26 protein-coding genes are annotated in these 16,180 nt (G+C 57.8%); 14 read left to right on the top strand and 12 right to left on the bottom strand.

Translation table 11 applies throughout. The features are described from left to right. Nucleotides 1-832: 832 nt before the first annotated feature. Nucleotides 833-1,006, top strand: coding sequence for a hypothetical protein (locus tag NKI37_RS00125; protein WP_352794333.1), 174 nt, complete (start codon nt 833-835; stop codon nt 1,004-1,006). Between the two features lie 335 nt (nt 1,007-1,341). On the opposite strand, the gene NKI37_RS00120 is transcribed toward NKI37_RS00125, so the two are convergent. The 4 genes from NKI37_RS00120 to NKI37_RS00105 form a co-directional block, all read right to left on the bottom strand. Further along, a complete protein-coding gene (locus NKI37_RS00120) occupies nt 1,342-1,731 on the bottom strand; it encodes a hypothetical protein (RefSeq protein ID WP_352787856.1) in 390 nt (129 codons plus the stop codon). 373 nt (nt 1,732-2,104) lie between these two features. Continuing rightward, nucleotides 2,105-2,353: a hypothetical protein gene (locus NKI37_RS00115; RefSeq protein ID WP_023672647.1), complete on the bottom strand. Its 249-nt coding sequence runs from the start codon at nt 2,351-2,353 to the stop codon at nt 2,105-2,107. 242 nt (nt 2,354-2,595) lie between these two features. Then, entirely contained in the window at nt 2,596-3,129 is a 534-nt protein-coding gene (locus tag NKI37_RS00110; protein ID WP_023672646.1) for a J domain-containing protein, read from the bottom strand. A 284-nt stretch (nt 3,130-3,413) separates the two neighbouring features. Beyond that, nucleotides 3,414-3,647 (bottom strand): hypothetical protein, encoded by a 234-nt coding sequence (locus NKI37_RS00105; protein ID WP_032894393.1) that lies wholly within the window; start codon nt 3,645-3,647, stop codon nt 3,414-3,416. A gap of 80 nt (nt 3,648-3,727) precedes the next feature. Between NKI37_RS00105 and NKI37_RS00100 the strand changes: the two genes are divergently transcribed. Beyond that, nucleotides 3,728-3,940 carry a hypothetical protein gene (locus tag NKI37_RS00100; RefSeq protein WP_023672644.1) on the top strand — a complete coding sequence of 71 codons (213 nt, stop codon included), beginning with the start codon at nt 3,728-3,730 and terminating at the stop codon, nt 3,938-3,940. A gap of 11 nt (nt 3,941-3,951) precedes the next feature. Here the strand turns inward: NKI37_RS00100 and NKI37_RS00095 are convergent, their stop codons facing one another. Next, nucleotides 3,952-4,215 (bottom strand): hypothetical protein, encoded by a 264-nt coding sequence (locus NKI37_RS00095; RefSeq protein ID WP_023822658.1) that lies wholly within the window; start codon nt 4,213-4,215, stop codon nt 3,952-3,954. A 73-nt stretch (nt 4,216-4,288) separates the two neighbouring features. Here NKI37_RS00095 and NKI37_RS00090 point away from each other — a divergent pair, with 73 nt between their 5' ends. Together NKI37_RS00090 and NKI37_RS00085 are read left to right on the top strand one after the other, a co-directional pair. After that, nucleotides 4,289-4,510 carry a DUF768 domain-containing protein gene (locus tag NKI37_RS00090; protein ID WP_023807464.1) on the top strand — a complete coding sequence of 74 codons (222 nt, stop codon included), beginning with the start codon at nt 4,289-4,291 and terminating at the stop codon, nt 4,508-4,510. A gap of 64 nt (nt 4,511-4,574) precedes the next feature. After that, on the top strand, nt 4,575-4,700 hold the full coding sequence (locus NKI37_RS00085; protein ID WP_023807463.1) for a hypothetical protein: 126 nt from the start codon (nt 4,575-4,577) through the stop codon (nt 4,698-4,700). Nucleotides 4,701-4,880: 180 nt separating this feature from the next. Here the strand turns inward: NKI37_RS00085 and NKI37_RS00080 are convergent, their stop codons facing one another. Continuing rightward, on the bottom strand, nt 4,881-5,237 hold the full coding sequence (locus tag NKI37_RS00080; RefSeq protein WP_352787862.1) for a hypothetical protein: 357 nt from the start codon (nt 5,235-5,237) through the stop codon (nt 4,881-4,883). A 225-nt stretch (nt 5,238-5,462) separates the two neighbouring features. On the opposite strand from NKI37_RS00080, the gene NKI37_RS00075 reads away from it, so the two are divergent. Further along, the gene (locus NKI37_RS00075) at nt 5,463-5,669 is read left to right on the top strand and encodes a hypothetical protein (protein WP_352787864.1); all 207 of its coding nucleotides are present in this window, start codon (nt 5,463-5,465) and stop codon (nt 5,667-5,669) included. Between the two features lie 190 nt (nt 5,670-5,859). On the opposite strand, the gene NKI37_RS00070 is transcribed toward NKI37_RS00075, so the two are convergent. The 3 genes from NKI37_RS00070 to NKI37_RS00060 form a co-directional block, all read right to left on the bottom strand. Next, nucleotides 5,860-6,042, bottom strand: a complete 183-nt coding sequence (locus NKI37_RS00070) for a DUF3606 domain-containing protein (RefSeq protein WP_023734668.1) — start codon at nt 6,040-6,042, stop codon at nt 5,860-5,862. Nucleotides 6,043-6,625: 583 nt separating this feature from the next. Continuing rightward, nucleotides 6,626-6,817, bottom strand: coding sequence for a hypothetical protein (locus tag NKI37_RS00065; RefSeq protein ID WP_352787867.1), 192 nt, complete (start codon nt 6,815-6,817; stop codon nt 6,626-6,628). A 59-nt stretch (nt 6,818-6,876) separates the two neighbouring features. Next, the gene (locus NKI37_RS00060) at nt 6,877-7,218 is read right to left on the bottom strand and encodes a hypothetical protein (RefSeq protein ID WP_023706891.1); all 342 of its coding nucleotides are present in this window, start codon (nt 7,216-7,218) and stop codon (nt 6,877-6,879) included. An 86-nt stretch (nt 7,219-7,304) separates the two neighbouring features. Here NKI37_RS00060 and NKI37_RS00055 point away from each other — a divergent pair, with 86 nt between their 5' ends. The 8 genes from NKI37_RS00055 to NKI37_RS00025 all read left to right on the top strand — a co-directional run bounded on the left by NKI37_RS00055 (nt 7,305) and on the right by NKI37_RS00025 (nt 14,616). After that, nucleotides 7,305-7,721, top strand: a complete 417-nt coding sequence (locus tag NKI37_RS00055) for a hypothetical protein (protein WP_031208153.1) — start codon at nt 7,305-7,307, stop codon at nt 7,719-7,721. A gap of 236 nt (nt 7,722-7,957) precedes the next feature. Then, nucleotides 7,958-8,422, top strand: coding sequence for a hypothetical protein (locus NKI37_RS00050; RefSeq protein WP_023724422.1), 465 nt, complete (start codon nt 7,958-7,960; stop codon nt 8,420-8,422). Nucleotides 8,423-10,069: 1,647 nt separating this feature from the next. After that, nucleotides 10,070-10,321: a DUF768 domain-containing protein gene (locus NKI37_RS00045; protein ID WP_023707510.1), complete on the top strand. Its 252-nt coding sequence runs from the start codon at nt 10,070-10,072 to the stop codon at nt 10,319-10,321. A gap of 4 nt (nt 10,322-10,325) precedes the next feature. Beyond that, nucleotides 10,326-11,021, top strand: a complete 696-nt coding sequence (locus NKI37_RS31895; RefSeq protein ID WP_502896314.1) for an exopolysaccharide production repressor protein — start codon at nt 10,326-10,328, stop codon at nt 11,019-11,021. A 183-nt stretch (nt 11,022-11,204) separates the two neighbouring features. Next, nucleotides 11,205-11,435 (top strand): hypothetical protein, encoded by a 231-nt coding sequence (locus NKI37_RS00040; protein WP_023709645.1) that lies wholly within the window; start codon nt 11,205-11,207, stop codon nt 11,433-11,435. Continuing rightward, nucleotides 11,435-11,677, top strand: a complete 243-nt coding sequence (locus NKI37_RS00035; protein WP_023708228.1) for a DUF982 domain-containing protein — start codon at nt 11,435-11,437, stop codon at nt 11,675-11,677. Before NKI37_RS00040 ends, NKI37_RS00035 begins: the two co-directional genes overlap by 1 nt. Before the next feature lie 1,212 nt (nt 11,678-12,889). Next, nucleotides 12,890-13,768, top strand: coding sequence for a YihY/virulence factor BrkB family protein (locus NKI37_RS00030; RefSeq protein WP_352787872.1), 879 nt, complete (start codon nt 12,890-12,892; stop codon nt 13,766-13,768). A 563-nt stretch (nt 13,769-14,331) separates the two neighbouring features. Then, nucleotides 14,332-14,616: a hypothetical protein gene (locus tag NKI37_RS00025; RefSeq protein ID WP_023708229.1), complete on the top strand. Its 285-nt coding sequence runs from the start codon at nt 14,332-14,334 to the stop codon at nt 14,614-14,616. A 134-nt stretch (nt 14,617-14,750) separates the two neighbouring features. On the opposite strand, the gene NKI37_RS00020 is transcribed toward NKI37_RS00025, so the two are convergent. The 3 genes from NKI37_RS00020 to NKI37_RS00010 form a co-directional block, all read right to left on the bottom strand. Further along, a complete protein-coding gene (locus NKI37_RS00020) occupies nt 14,751-14,978 on the bottom strand; it encodes a KTSC domain-containing protein (RefSeq protein ID WP_081731378.1) in 228 nt (75 codons plus the stop codon). Between the two features lie 43 nt (nt 14,979-15,021). Beyond that, complete coding sequence (locus NKI37_RS00015) at nt 15,022-15,216, bottom strand: hypothetical protein (RefSeq protein ID WP_155921714.1); 195 nt, start codon at nt 15,214-15,216, stop codon at nt 15,022-15,024. A 187-nt stretch (nt 15,217-15,403) separates the two neighbouring features. Beyond that, the gene (locus NKI37_RS00010; protein WP_023708231.1) at nt 15,404-15,592 is read right to left on the bottom strand and encodes a DUF3606 domain-containing protein; all 189 of its coding nucleotides are present in this window, start codon (nt 15,590-15,592) and stop codon (nt 15,404-15,406) included. Between the two features lie 124 nt (nt 15,593-15,716). Between NKI37_RS00010 and NKI37_RS00005 the strand changes: the two genes are divergently transcribed. Next, a partial coding sequence (locus NKI37_RS00005) for an ATP-dependent DNA ligase (RefSeq protein ID WP_502896315.1) occupies nt 15,717-16,180 on the top strand: 464 nt, incomplete at its 3' end.

Below are 16,180 nucleotides of genomic sequence, written 5' to 3'. Positions count from 1 at the left end.
TAAGCATCAGTGGAGGCAGACCACAAACCCTGGCCGACGTTGAAGTCAAAACGTCCGGGGCGGCCTTCTTCTTGTCGGGGTCGATCACCGGCAGTGGCGCAGTCGGCTCATGGAGCGGGGGCGACAGCCCAATTCATGACGAGATTGCTTTGACCAACGATCGGCCTGTTGCGACCGACGCATGGTCGATACCCACAACAGAGAACGATGCGACCAGAGATTTCACAGTCACCCTGTCCGGCTCTATCATCAAGGCCGTGGGCATCTCGTTCCAGTAAGGATCAGCCGGCGATTCGCCATTCCAAGGCCAAGCTAAGGGCACCTAGTGGGCCATATCGCGCAGAGGCTTCTTGCGCTTCGGCGGCACATAGGCCTGCACCAGCCTGACCTTGTCGATGTCGACCGTGACCGGCGGTCCAGTATAATTGTCACCTTGCCGCCTTCCTCGTCGACATAGGTGACGTTGCCGACGAGTTCGATCTGCTGCCCGCGCTTCACCTTCGTCGTGCGATCGAGGATCGAATGGGGGAAGTTGTAGCTGTGTATGCTGACGCTGACGTGGTCCTCGTCGACCCGCCTGCGCACTGCGGCCGTTATCGCCACCTCGTCGCCGATGCCTATTCCCCGAGCCATGACAGGATTCTGAGCGGACAGCTTTTTAGTCGAGATGTAGCTAATATACGGCGCAGCCCTTGGCGGACTGACGGGCGCCACGGCCGAATTTGCCTATTTCCCAGCCGGCCAGGCCTGGCGCGTAGGCTGACTACCAAGTTATATACGCTCATGCTAATATGAGGGCACCACACCTTTATGAAGTAGGCAAAGGTGGAGCATGGTCAACGAGTCGGTGACAACCTACGTTGTGAGCGTGTTTGAAGCGCCGAACTGGCGCACGGTGCTTACGACCAACGACAAGGCTAAAGCCTTGGCCTGGGCGAGAGAGATCGGCGAAAACGTGCAGGTCGAGGAGATCACGCCGGAGCCAAAGGGTGCTTGCGCTGAGTAAAACGGCTGGTTGCTGCTGGGCGGCTGGCCGGAAGGACCGTTATCCTACCGGAATTGATCAAGCGCGACCGTGACGAGTGCTGCCTTGCCTTGCAGGCGGCTCACGTCGCGTTTGCCATGACAGGGGAGCCGGATTTGCAGCCACGCCTAGGCCGATACCGAGGCCGAGGAACAGCTTACCTGCCGCATCGATGGCGAAGGCGGGAGCAGGGCGCCACACGTCCTGGCTAGGCTCTCTGAGGGCGCTGGCGATATCATCGAAGATCGCTTCCTTGACCAGATTCTAGATCCAAATCGCGAATATGTGCGGCGGGTTTCTCGCAACAAAAACGGGCGCTACTTCTTCGTGATCCAATCCAGCAAGCCGGCTTCGATCTGCTCACACCCGACATATTCGCGTACCAAGCATTCAGCGACAACGCGCCACTGACACTCGGGCACGTCTGCATCCCTGACTAGATTTTGAAATGCGGAGCGGAGAACGTCGGCATCGAACCCCGATATGCGCATCGGCGCGAGATCGTCCTCGTCTTCGAGCACCTGGGCCATATCTTCGCGGTAGCGTTGGCGAAGGCGCTTGAGCAGTTCGCGCGACTCTTGGATGGCTTGCCGGGTGTGGTCGATGTGGCTGCGGAACGCAGCTGTTCCGGTCATCGACCGGCTCTGCAACTGAAAGCTGGTTTCCATCACCCCACGTGCGGTTTCTAAATGCTTTATTAGATCCATCGCGGCCTCACTTCCGGCGAAGGGAGTTATTTACTCTCTTTTTAGCGAAGGAGGTTCAAAGGTACGGTTTCGTACAGGGGAGGCCCCGGCCTAATCAGCCAACATTGAGCGTGGTCGGCGCTGTCGGGGGCAACGTTACAGTTGGGTGACGTGACGGTGCCGACCACACTGGAGAGTGGCATTAACCACACCCCGATCCTACCCGCAGAATGACAGCGCAGCAATTAAGCCTGATGGTCTAATCCGCGCTGCAACCATAACCCGATTTAAACTCGGTCCCTTCCCGAGTGCCCGTATGAGTTTGAGCTGTGAAGCACCTGCGCGGCGAGGAGGACCTCCGCCACGCCTCACTGCAGGACTTCCGCGAGGAGAACTAGCCCGGAGGCTTCTCCCGCGGCTGTGCCGGTCCTGTCATGTTCGGCTGGATGAATGGCGCCCTCTTGCCGGTAATGGTCTCAATCGACTTCAACAGCGGTCGATGGACCTCACGTAGAGCTTGGTAGTGCTCGCTGTGATACGCCAGGAGCGGCCCGACGATGCTCTTGTGCAGCGCTTCGGCTGCCGCGATGAAGCGCTCGATTTCAGCCCGGGAAAGCTGTTCGGAAGGTTTGGTTCTGGCCATTGGCGATCTCCGCTTGAGGGGGTCGCCGCAACGAGGACTACAATCCTACATGCCGGACTGCCTCACAATAGGGCTCGCTGGCCTACTTCGAGGGAAGCGATAGGACCAGCGTCAGCATGATCCTCATTGCCCCCGTCCGCAAGCGGCCACCGAAGCCCCTATTTCCTCAGCCTATCTGGTCTCGGCAAAATGACGCGCGAAGCTCCCCTGGAGCCTTGCGGAATCTTCGGCAGATACCCTCTCTAGTCTCTACTCAGGAGCCGAATGCTGGTATCGCGACGCAGTTCGGAATCGGCGCGATCGACGCCTTCAACCGTGATCGCGATTGTCCCGTTCTCAATTCTTGCAATCCATCCCTTTGCCTTCATGTACCAGAGATGAAACTCCAGATGCTCTGGTGGACAGCCTAACAACCGTTCGATTTCGACGTCGCCAATGCCCGGATTGCCGACATCCTGGCGGCGCTTCACATAGAGCAGCGAAAGCAGTTTGGCCTGGACCAAAGCATCCTTCTCGACCCCTTTGGGGTCGCTTGCCTCCTCGACCAATTTAAGCCGCTCACCGGCATGCTCTCGATAGGAGATATCGTACTGGGCGCGCTTAACGGGATCCCTCAAGACGTTGTGTGCTTCTACTATTTCGCTGAAGCGGGCTTCGTTACCAGTTTGCTGATTGTCGGGATGATAGCGCATCGCAAAGTAGCGGAATATTCGCTCAAGTGTCTCCGAGTTGGCGTTTGGGCTGATCTCCAAGAGTTCGTAGTAATCGACGAACAATGCGCTGCTCCCTCAAACATCGCTCGACAGCCGCGGGGGCCGACCGCCTACATGGCGATGCAGTGCCCTCACTCGTCGAGTTCATATACGGACAATACATTGCGCCCGGGGTCAAGATGAGCGGGAGCTAGTGGACGTCAGCCAAGGCGGCTCCCGCGCGGGGTGCAACGAAAATGGCCGGGGCCGCAGTGGGAGATTGCCTGATCAGCGCCGGCCGGAGTTCGGGGTAGAACTCAATGCCGAAGCCGCCTGCGCAGCCAAGGTTGGGGTTTGACCGCGCCGTCCTATAATGGGACAGCGCGGTCAGGCGGTTTCGTCATCACGCGCAATTGCATCTGGTCGATCGTTGCGACGATGGCAGCCGCCAGCGCTTCCGCCTCATCCATGAGCCCCGGCCCATAGAGACCGTTCACCGCTTCCTCGCTAGGCAGCACGCCGGGCGGGCAGTGGTCCTCGATTGTGCGCCGGATGAGCGTCAACGCTGCCCGGCATTCGTCGGCTTCGATCTTCATAACCATTGAAACATGCGTTTGAGCTAAAATGTTCCGGAACCGATTTCGGGCTCGCGGCTTGAGACGGTGAGGGAAGAACACTAGTCATGCCCATCAGACGAAAAGCCGTGGATGCCGGGATCCTTAAGCCTGCCGAATTGGCCTTGCTAGGGCGCGTTTTCGAGCAGCTTAAACTCGTCGACGACCAATCACCCGATGCGCAGGGCCGGTTGGCCTCTCGGATCATTGCCAACTACATGGCCGGGATAAAAGATGAGGCCGAACTTCTCTCGCTTTCGAAGCAGCCGTTAGGGCGGTAAGGTCGGGAAAGCTAGAGCTTCACCAGCCGCACAACATCAAGTGCGACCGTCACCACCGGGCCACCCAGGCTGACCGTTACGGCGTCCTTCTCGACCCGTGTGACGCTGCCGATCAGTTCGACGGTCTGACCTTTGACCACCTTCGTGGTGCTATCCCGAACGGAATGCGGAAATCCGTAGGTCGGTATCGACACGCTGATCCTGTCGTCAGTGACGCGTCGAATAATGGTGGCGTCGATCGCCACCTCATCGCCGATCTTGAGACCACTAGCCATGCACTGGAGTCTGGTGCGGCCGTCTCAGGGGTCAAGTAGCGGAACCTAATATGCGCTTTGAACTTATCGGCTGATGAGCACACGCGGCATCAACTTTCTCGATCGGTGGATGGCAGAGCACCTGCCCAACGCAATGACTGATGATCCAGTGGCGGTTAGCGACCTCGCTGACGAAATGATGAAATCTGCGGAGCGTGAGGGAATCGGTGCCGACGAGATCAAAGAGGAGGTCGGCAGCGTCTATGAGGTGATCTTGGAGGCGATGCACCACCGGGAAGGCAGCTTGACCGAATAACCTGCCGTCCAGGTCCAGTTAGGAATAAAATCCTTTGCGGCGACCCCCTTCAACGGAGATCGCCATGCCCAAAAAACTCTCGCGACAATCTGGCCGGGCATCCCATGTGCTGCAAGTCGACCAAACTGACGGCATCAACGCGAAGCCGGCGGTCGCGGCCGGCAGCCTTGCAATCCGAGCAGGCGAATAGCCCTCATCTGTTCGGCCGATGTGCCGGGCAAAGGAAGGCGCCAATTTGCAAATGTGATCCTCCCCGGGTCACACCGCCAAACAGCCCCTTCAGCTAGTCCCTGAGTGGGCTGTTCTAAGAGCTCCACCGGCTGATTCCGGTGGGGCATCTTGCTTATCCAGGCCTCAGCCAGGCGGCGCGTCAATATTTGATTTTTCTCGATCCCATAGGGCCAAGCCCATCCGACACACGTCTCGCAACGTCCCTGACCAAATCATGGATCGCACTCGGCTCATGCGCCGCGTATGCCGCGAAGAATTCCATCGACTGTGCGACCTGATAGATCTCGCGGAAGTTCTGGGACATCAGTTCGTCATTATCGTCGAATGGATTCAACATGACATGTTCCATTCGCTCTACGGCGCCCGGGAACCTCGCGACGTAGGCTTTTAGGAATTCCTCGATCTCTTCGTCGCGGAAATGCTTGCCCATTGTCTCCTCACCAAAAGGCGCCAGCGTAACGGCATACAGGCGCTCATGCCGGCCATCACGAGGCACGCGGCCACACCCACCATGTCCCGCTGCCGGTAGCGCCAGACACCGTGATGAATGATGACGGCGCTGACCTTCCTCGATCTGGAGCGCGTGTCATGACCGCCCTTCGCGTTCTAAAGCCCATGGGATGCCCGCAGGGAACCGACGCGGCATATGGCGCCAGTCCGTAGAAAAGCGCCTGAACGACCTCCTAGACCGTGCCATGAGCCTGTAACGGCACTGGATCTCATGCAGACTGATTGCGATCTGGAGGAAACGGCAGACGATGAGCCGTCGCTTGGCTGCCTTGATGATCTAGAGCTGGACAACGTCGGCGACGAGGAAGGCGCGGACGCAGAGCCATGCCCGGACACCCACGGTGAAACCGTGATTTGGGGCGAGGATCTGAAATCTCAGGAAGTGCTGGTGGAGAGCGGCCCTAAGATGAAATACTAGCACCATGTAGTCCTCGACAGGCTGGTTCTTAAAATTGGGTGGAACAAGGAGCCGCCTCTGCGGGTTTATGTCGTGCGCGGTCTTCTCCGTGGCCGCTCTATTCAAGGTGAAGAAACCCGCCGCCCTGGCCCCCTCTCAGCGGCGGGTTTCTCTATTCCGGCGGGTTTTTTTGTTGTCATGTCGCGTTTCTTTACCTGAGCTTTTCAGCGGCGGCGTTTGCCTTGTCCCTGTTGCCCTTGGTTTCCTTGATTATTTTCAAGGCCATATCCTTTGTGATTGCGTGCTTCCGGGCGAAGTAGTTCACCTCGTAAGGCTCGCTGGTGGACACCCTGGCCCGATCTTGCTTTCCCCGATTTGATTTGTTGTCAGCCATAGCTCTCTCCATGTCGCGTCCAAGTCCACGGACCTGCCGATAGTTGCAGGAAAGAATTGGCGCCGCAATCGGCTATGGGTGGCGCGCGCCTTCATTGGCGAACATGAGGGGAACAATCCGCCTTTCCGTGTTGCAGTCATGTTGCAATGACAACAAGGTACAGGACGGGACAAGCCCGGAATGCAAGGGTTTGCGCGTTACAGAGCGGGAAAACCGATGCAACACGGTTCGGTCGCGGCCTTGTTCGCTAACTTCATGATTTGCCTGATCAATTGTTTGGCTGGGGTTCCTGGAAGTTTTTCGAACTTTCTGCGTCGCGGGTCAGCCCGAATTGCGCTTGCTTATGGACTCGTTAAGCCTGTGGTCGGGGGCTCGGACCGCACCGGCCCACGATATCGCGTCGGCGGCGCCGCACCTATTAGATCGCTTATGGCTGGCTGCTGCTCAACAGGGCGAACGTCTACGACGCCCGCCTTCCGCATGAGCCAGGCAGGACACAGTTCCTTCAGTACCGATTTGAGATAGTCGACCATGCAAAGGCAACGCTCGTTGCCGCCTGCCGGTTCCGCCGCCGACTTGGCGCTCACATACCGAGCGTTTGAGTGCTTCCGACAGGTCGAGTCGCCTCAGCGAACAACTCAGCCGCTGCTTGCACCTTATCGGCAGCCTCTTCGACCCGATCGAAGCGCGTCAACACACGACATTGGAGGATCGACAACCGCGCCGCACTGCGCTTGTGACCGTCCAAGTCCAAGGGTTCAAACAGCATCGTCATGGCGAAACCCCTCCCTCCGGTGCCCGGCTCTCGTCGAAGGCCGGGCCGTTAGACTGCGATCAATAGTCGGTGTCATAATCGCTGTTGTCGTCCTGCTGAATGACGACGTGACGGCGGTGATGCATCGGACGGTTGATCGATCCGGTGACCACAAAGTCGCTGGACCGGTGATGATGCCGGCGCCAGGCGCGCTCGCCATTGTCGTAAAACGCCTGCTCGCCATGATGGCGGCGATGGAGACGGTGTCCGTTCCGATAGATGACCACACGGTCGTTATTGTTGTCGTCCCAATAATGGCGGTGGTGATGTCGCTGGGTCTGGACGACGATGCCTTCTTCTGCGGACGCGACCGCAGGCGCAGCCAAGCAAAGCGCCAATGCGCCAAGGATGATGGTCTTCATTTCGAGTTCTCCAAAAACCTAAAACGCCCTTCGGTAAGGAAACTTTGCTCAACGACTTTGGTTCCGGCATCGATCGAGACGTGCCCATGAGCACCGTGCGCAAACTCGCAGCGATCAGACGCCAACTCGCGCAAATAGCGGCGCTCGTCGCTGAGATCGAAACGGAGTTCGAGGATCGGAGTTCTGGAGATTGGGTCGAGACGGCGGTTGCCGCCGAGGCTCTCGGCCAGAAGATCGGAAAGGTTTCGGCCGGCGCGTCGGCGATGGAAAGCCGAGGTAGCGGCTATGCGGGAATATTTTCGGCAAACGTGACATACGCGACGGGACGCATCGCGTTTGCGATGGACATAATGGCAATGAACATCGCTGCCAAGACATCTCGCCCTTCGAAAATGGCCAGCGCGGCTTACTTCAGATCAGCACTGAAGCTCCCGAGACCGACCTCGGAATTCGTCGCGGCGGAAAATGCCTACCGCAAAGAGCCGACGCTCGGCGGAGTCTGAGCGGCAGGCTCGAAGCACTGAAGATCGAAGCCAACATCGACAACCCTTCCAGGGCGAAGATTCCGACGCCCGGCACCGATTCCTTCAAGGACCAGACCGGCGGCGGCCGGTACTTCGAGAAGATTGGGGTCACCAGTGCGCAGCCGGCCGTTACAACTGCAGGTCCAAACAGCCGGACATGCGCCGATTTCAACGGCATCACCAGCCAACTGATAGGCGCGAGCATCTCCAATTTCGTGGGGCTGTCGTCCGGCTTTGTGATCTGCTCGGGCTACATCGATGCCATCGACACCAACAACACTGGCGCAGGCAACGCCGCTAACAATGATTTCCTGTGGAGTGACGACGCTGGTTATTGCAAATGGCACTTCTATCCGGGGGCCGATTGTCCAAGGATCGAATTTCGTGTCGTACCCTTGGCAGGTTGCCAGTACTGCCATTTCGACCGGCGTGCCTGTGGTGACGACATGGCGCCACGAAGGCGGGAGCCTCTATTCTCCGTCAATGGCGGCATCGAGGCGTCCGTGGCGTCGGGTAATACCATCAAAGATTTGACGACGCGCAAGATGTGCCTCCGCAAATCGGTTGGCGGCTATCTCGACCGCAAGATTTTTGAGGTTGCAACGTTCTCGACGGCACCGAGCGCACCCGAGAGGGCCACCGTCATTGCCGATTTCATGGCCCACATCGGTGCAGTCTGATGGTTGCGGCAACCTTCTGCCCATGATGTGCAACCAACCGCGATGCGCTAGTTTATGAGTTTGAAGCCTGCGACTAGACCCAGCTGCGTTTAATCTGGGCAGTGTACAGCCCTTTGTTTGCCACGTTGTCCCAGATGTAGAACACTGCGACAGCGGCAAGGATCAACAGAAATATTCGCATGATCTGCGCCTCGGTAAGGTGGTTTGCCCACGGCGCCTTAGGCGAGTTGAAGGTTTCGGCCCGAGTCCGCGCGTATCCTCAACACCAGCAGGCGCGTCGCTGCGAATGGCGTCAAAACAATAAGCGCCATCGTGGTGTTGACTAAGAGCGACAGCAAACAGATCGAGCTTTGGGCGTAGCAAACGGATTCCATGACGTTCCCCTTTTCCACCGTTACTGGTGGCCTCCGTTCGGCAAGAATGATCCTGGTTCACGAGAAATACAAGCAGTTGCTAATACGTTGATATTTCCCCTGGGTTGGGGCAACGATGCGAAATCGACGCCGGTCAGTTGTTTGGATAGCGATTGCCCTTGTCCTGGCGGCGTTGGCGATCACGGCGGCGATCATTGGCTTTCAGAATGTACGGCGCGCGTCACCGATCATGGTCTCGGCTGTCTCGTCCTTTAATAGTGGCGGGCTCGTCCCTGGCCCCACGGCTAAGGCGCCCTCGAAAAACCTTGGTGCTGTTGCTGCCGGTCGGGATATCTGGCTCGAAGTCTCATGGAAATTTTTCGGGGAGTTGCGGACGCTGGATACCGTCACTGTCGGCGACGTTCCGGCAAGGCGCCTGGTGCGCAGTCATGATGTGCCCTCAAGCGCCAATTCCGAGATCTGGTTCATATCAGCCGGCAGCGGCGACATATTGTGCCTTCCATGAGGAACTCGAGGAGCGCCGACACCAGCCACTCGGCGCTGTCCCTGTCCAGGGTCCCGCGAGACTCGGCCGGGCTCGCATCACCTCGCCGGTCGGTGCGAGCCCACAATCGCGGCCATCTGGTCCGCTGCTTGAGCTTGGGCTTCATCAGAATGAAGGGCGACATGGTTCATCTGAATGTAGAAATTTGCGCTGGGGGGAGGTGAGAATGAGGCTACCAGGAAATGTGTTGGCTGGGAGAACGCCGAGGTGCAGTGCGGTCCGCGAAAGCGATCAATGAGGTTGAATGCACAGAACGTGCCGCCAAGACAGCCAGGTTGAAATCGCTACGCTTGGCTCAGATCTTGCCAGAGGCCGACCCGCACTTTTCGTTCAACGAGGAACTCGACTGCTCGGTACTTGTCGCGGTGCTGGCTCGGGAACCGCATGACTATCCAAAGCGGCCCGAATCCCATTCTTTCCGGCGGCTGCCCCTGCGACGAGGCCTTTGATCTCCTCAAGCAGCGCCGTTAGGCTTTGTCAACAATCGGCTTTTTTCGCCGTGGCGAACCCGCACGTGCTCGGCGTCGACAGTCACCAGTGGCCGGAGGCTGACGGTTACCTTGTCGCCGTCGATGCGCGTGACCGGGCCGACTGAAGCCGATCACGGCCTTCGAAGTCGAATCGACAACCGAATGCGGGAAGCCATAGGAGGGAATCGTCACGCTCATGCGATCGGGTGTCACCCGGCCCGGGGCGGGTGCGGTGTCAAGGATGAGAGGTTGCTAATAAATGAGCGTCCGTGGCCTGAAGTTTCTCGACAAGTGGGTAGCCAAACAACTGCCCATTGTGGCGCAGGGAGACCGCATCTCGGTTGGCGACTTGAAAGACCAGTTGATGACAGCTGCCGAGAAGGCCGGCATTCCTGCCGACCAGATCAACGGCGAGCTTGAAAGCGTCTTCTATGGATGGATAGCGCTAGCTGATGCGACATCATGCTACAGCGATATTTTAGAATCAGCTAATTGCGCAATCGCTAATTGATGAAATGCGTGAGGAATGTATTTTCCACAGGGCGATCTGGACCTACATCGAAGCCGGTTCAATTTGGACGGCGCTCGGCTGTGCGGTCCTTGCGCTGATCGTTCTGCAAGTAGGGTACGCCGGGCCGGTCGTTTGCTTGATATACTGGCGATCTCGGAAGCGGCTGACTCGACTAGTCGAATTTCGGTCGCGGCTCAAGAGAACGTCGACGGCATCTGATACCCCGCGACCGTCTCGGCACGGTCACAACCTCTTTCTCACTGGCCTTTGCAAGCCGAACGCCGGCCTTCCGGACCTTTGCCGTCACAACAACTGCCTCGCCTTTGTTCTGTTCGGCAGAGCGAACCGCGAACCATTCGGCGATGTCGCGGTCTATAAACAAATACCCCACGCTGCCCCAGCCGCAATCAAGCCGCGAGCCAAACGGGGCAATCTCAATGTTGAAGAATATCGCCGCTTCGGCGGATGGCGAAGCTTTGCCTACAAAAGTGGTCTCAATGCTGTGGCCTTAGGCAGCAGTTTTGCCTCGCAGTGCCGCCAGCAAGTGGGCCTACAACGTGTTTGCGGTGACAGACACCTACCCCGAGCTTCGGGCGCCATTGGATCAACCCGTCCATGGGACGATCATCAGGCCTCTGCTCGAAAAGCCGGGTATAGAACTCCTCCGCTTTGTCCATCCTTGCCGTGGCGAACGGCGTAAATTCCTTGGATTTGCACCCACATGCCTCGTGCAAATTGATTCCACCAATAAAAGGGCATGGGCGGGTTCCGTTCCGAAATGCGGCGTTTGCGGCAACCTGCTTTGTACGTTTCCGACTCTTGCCTTTTTCGGAAAGTGACCCACAGAATAGCTGATGAGGTTCTATCTCTCTGGGAGGATGGGATGGACATTCAAGCACCCGTTCGGCCTACGCAGCAAACGGCCAAGGAGCTGGTCCGCGAGGTCCTGTTGGGCTCTCAACCCGGCGACATTATTTCCGTTAAAGCGACCATTGTAGCGGTCCGTGAGCGCGGCCGCGATGTTCTCGAAACTGACTGCCAGTTAGTCGAAATGATCATCAAATCAGCCTCCGTTTGGGGACTGTTCATCGCCTTTGACGTTCGAGAGGCGTGATGCCCCACCGTTGGTTCAACCCTCCGGTTTATGTGAAGACCGAGCGCCCGGGGCTTCGCCTTGGTGTGAACCGGGTTGATGCCGCCGCCGAGGAGCTCCTAAAGTGGTCCAATCGTGGCCCCAAGTGGCGGCTGGCGGCCGAGGCTTGCCTATCTGCGATCGATGGCAAAATGCCAGGTAATGACTTCCGGCTGCTGTTCGAAGCGGCAGCCGATGAAGAGGAGATGCTACTGCCGGATTAACAACGCTATACGGACGGGACCATTCGCGTCTGTTCGCGTTGGCGGCCGGCGAATTACTTGAACAATCTGACGCAAATGGCTGTGGCCATTGCTCTGTTTTGACCTTTGTGTTACCTATTGTGCTACCTAACGTCCTACAAATGGGGGGCGCCAAAGCCAGCATCCCGACGTAGGTGGCCTCGCACTGCGGGCCAGCAGAGGTGTCCCCGATCAACATCGTAAATCCGCGTTCCCGAGCCTCCTTTTCGATCCCTTGAAGAATACCGGAAAGAACGGGTTCGCGATGTCCGACACCAGAACAATAAGCGCATCGGAACGACCCCGGCGAAAATCAATAGCTTGTCGATTGAACTGAAATCCGATCGACCTTGCAGCCTCGTTCACGCGGGTTCGGGTATCCTCCTTCACGTCGCCTGTACGCTCGAATTTCTGCTTTTGAGGCGCTTAGCCGACTGGCGGCTCATCACGAGAGCGGTCCGGCAGCTTTAGGAGTAGTCGATTTGTAATATGGGTGCCAACTATTCGTCCCAATTGGGACAGGCTGCGGCCGGCAAGCTGCGCCTAGGTCTCCCAAAAGGCTCAGGCGCTGGCATCGGAAAAGGGGCGGCTGCTAAATTCTGAATGACCGATATGAGGCGCATGCGGTCCGGCAGTATAGGGAACGAGAGCAGAAGGTCTGCTTCTGGTGCAAACCAGCGGAAAGGCGCCATTCCGCTGGTGGCGCGATCTTGGCCGCAACGACGTTGGTTGCCGCTGCCTGAAAGCAGACACGGTGATACCGCGTTGGCAGCTTTGGCGCCTCAGAGCGATATTGAGGCTCAGGACGGTTTTAATCTCACCTCGCGACCAATCAGCTTGGAAAAGCGGCATAGTCCGGATGCTCGTACCCCCAGCGGCCGGCGGAGATCGCATGATGCACGCCAGCTTCCTGCGCCGCCTCCAACACCTCCTCCGTGCTGTTGTCCTTGTCGGTGCAAACGAGCCAGCCTCCGCTTCTATGGTTTCCGAACGAATTAAAATGATCGTGAGAAAACCATTATCAAATGCGCGTCCCGAAATGGGGGCGAAGGCGATGCCAGCGCATCGGAGCGGAAGTTCTATGCCGGCGACCCTCCGCGGAAGTCGGTGCGAAAACTCCTGCCACAGCCCGCAACCGGAACATCAGATGTGCTGGTGCATTGCTAGTGAACGCCAATTCGACTGGGGCGCAAAATGCATCGCGCGATCACAAATGCATGGGCAATGGTGCGAGAAGCCGTCGTTGGGTTCGTCAACGACAATGCTCTCAGCCATGGCGCAGCAATCGCTTTTTATGCCACAACATCGTTGGCGCCAATTCTGCTCATCGTGGTTGCAATTGCGGGTCTCGCATTCGGTCACGAGGCAGCCCAAGCGGCATTGTCCGCCCAAATCACAGGGATGATGGGTACAGAAAGCGCAAATATCCTGCAAACCGCACTGAAGAGCGCATCCGAAAAGCCATCCGGCGGCACCTGGGCGGCGGTGATTGGCATCATCACCTTGCTTGTGAGCGCTTCCGGGGTCTTCGGCGAAATACAGCAGTCCTTGAACATGATATGGAAGGTCGAAGCGCAGGGCAGTTCGTTGTCGCGCCTGGTGCGCGCACGTGCGGTAAGTCTGGGACTGGTCACCGCACTTGGCTTCATGTTGCTCGTCTCTCTAGTCGCGAGCGCGGCGATTTCGGCCCTAGGCAACCTCATCAACGCACAGCTGCCGTTCGGGACACTTGTCCTGGCCGTTATCAAGGCGGTCGTTTCTTTTGTCCTCCTCGCAGCTATTTTCGCCGCTATCTTCAAGATCTTGCCTGATCGAACCCTGGAATGGCGGGATGTCTGGATTGGCGCTGTTGTGACCGCTGCCCTGTTCACGCTCGGGAAATCGCTTATCGGTTGGTATATAGGCTCCAGCGCGGTCGCGGCCTCATATGGGGCCGCCGGTGGGCTGCTCGTCATCCTGTTGTGGGCTTACTACTCGGCGGAAATTTTTCTTTTTGGTGCGGAAATCACTCGCGCCTACTCCATTCGACACGGCAGCAGGTCCGATCAGGAAGCTGTGCTTCACAGTGCTTGACCTGCAAGACATGCCACTATCGCCGGCTGATCCCCGGTCCTGATCGCGTACTCTGATCAGGTCTAGGCTCGCCGGGATCGAGGTGGTTGGGGTCTTCGCCCGGCGAGCTGTCCACCTGCACGGAAAGTACTGGCCGTGGGTTTGCCCATCAGCCGTGACTTATCCAATATCGGTGCGGTTAAGCCCCACAAGCACGCCCAACTGCTGGGGGGCTTTTTTGGGTCAGTCGGGAACATCCTCGCCCTGAGGCTGTTCAGTCACACCCGGCTCGTTCTTAAGCGGTCCTGCCGGTGACCAAGATGGCCCCTCACTCATCATGGTCGGCCCGCGCTCGGAAGCAAGCGCGGGCCATCCCTGAACAAGTCCGGGGCAACCGGCCAGGCAATTGCAGCATCGATGGTGGCCGGCCGCCTTGACCGAACTTGCGGGCCAATTCCTCCTAGGTTGACGACGAAATATCGGTAGCAATTTCTACAATTTTCAATTTGGCTGGAAACCCTTTCTACCCGCAAGCGTTGAATTAGCACGGCTGCATTAAAGCAGTTGCATTCGGAGGAATTTTGATGAATTCGAAAATGCTCATTCTCGGCGCGACATTTGCCCTTATGACCGGATCGGCCTTTGCCGGCAATTCCACTGGCACGTCTGCGCTCGACGATCCTGCAAGAATGTCTCCTTTCTTCACGGACAGCAGCATGAAGACCATGAAGTCTGAGGCCGAAGCGAAAACCGCTTGGTCGGCTATGTCTCAGGAGGATAAGGACGCGGTGATGAAGGACTGCGCTGACGCAGATATTGCGAAGGCCCATGAGAACTTCTGCAAAGCTGCGATGATGATGGGCAAATAGGCCCAGCACCTATCTTAATATAATACGCGCCCGCTGGCCCCGGCCGGCAGGCGTTTTCATTTGCCCTCGGACCCTGGGCCAATTCGCACAGTTGCTCCCCTGGGATGGCGCGGGCCACTCGATCTGAGACTCTGTCAATCGCCCGTCGGGCCTGATGCCCTCCATGGCGCAAGCCGGAATGCATAACGATTGCGGATGTGGCTGTTAAAATAGACTCCCTTGGCAAAGGCAGCTTTGAACGCAGCAACGGCCTCAGCAGGTACGTCCAGGAACTCGTAATGCTTCCCGCTCGCTACAAACCAAACCGACAGAACCCTGGTGTTGGGGTCATATTCGAACTTGCGTATCGAGGTCGACGGCATGGTATGCCATTCAAAAACTCAGCTAGCCGAGTTGGATCGCCAGCTACAGGCTGAAACTGTATTCGAATATGTGGCCGCGCTTTTCGTCGGCAACCCTGATCCAGATGGGCTCGCTGGTGCGCAGAGTGACTTCGCGCTCTGTCGCCTCCCGCGCCGCCCTGATCGGCGTTGTCGCATGGACGATGTGGGTAGCCGTCACGGTATCGCCGTCCATTTCCTCAACGTGGAATTTCGGCACTTTTGGTCCTAAGCGTCCAGTTCGAGCGGCTCGTGCTCCGGATCGGCATGATAAGTGACCTGGCGAAAATCGCGCATATCAATCTGTTGCCCGCAAACAGGGCAGGGGAGGAAATGCGCGAGTTCGCTCGCGGGCGGTCCTTCATGTCGGTGCCCGATTAATGGTCTGCCGAGATCAGATAGCCTGGTCATTGTTTCCGCAGCGCCTTGGCTACCCGCTCTAAAGTCTCGCGTTGGTTGCCGTGCTTCGCGATCAGCTCTTTGACCTGCTGGGGTGTGATGCCGGTCTTTGTTGCGAAATATTCAACTTCATAATCCTCATCGGCCGAGACACGGTCCCGATCGCGGAAATCCCGCTTGCTCTTGTCATCGGCCATATCGTTTCCTCCTTCGCTCATCCTGCAACGCCGAGTTGACGTGTTTGTTGCACCAAAAGGCTGATTTCCGGTTTCGGAACTATTTTAGCTTAATCTTATTGAATCGCGGAGGGTGGGTCAGTGCATGCGTTTGAAGTTCATCGAGCCGTTGATGCCGACCCTTGTGGAGAAGCCTCCCGAGGGTGGAGGCTGGACCCACGAGGTGAAGTTCGACGGCTACCGTTCCCAGATGATCATCGATGAAGACGGCACACGCATTTATACGCGCAATGGCCACGACTGGACTGCGAAATATCGCGACATGGTGAGAGAGGCCAAGCGCCTTGGTGCCAAAAGCGCCATTGTCGACGGCGAGATAGTCGTTCTGAACGACAGGGGCCTTTCGGACTTCGCAGCGCTGCGCAAAGCCATCACCCGCCGGCAACACGACTTGTATTTTGTTGCCTTTGATCTGCTTCATCTTAACGGCCACGATCTGCGCGATAAGGCGCTAGAGGAGCGGCGCGAGATCCTGGCCAGCATGATCGAGCTCGGCGGGCGCATTCAATTCAGCGAGCCGCTGCCGGGCGAAGCGAAGGCCATCTTTCA

The sequence above is a fragment of the Mesorhizobium sp. M0626 genome (assembly GCF_040320665.1).
Taxonomy (GTDB): Bacteria; Pseudomonadota; Alphaproteobacteria; order Rhizobiales; family Rhizobiaceae; genus Mesorhizobium.
This window is presented reverse-complemented; position numbering and strand designations above follow the sequence as displayed.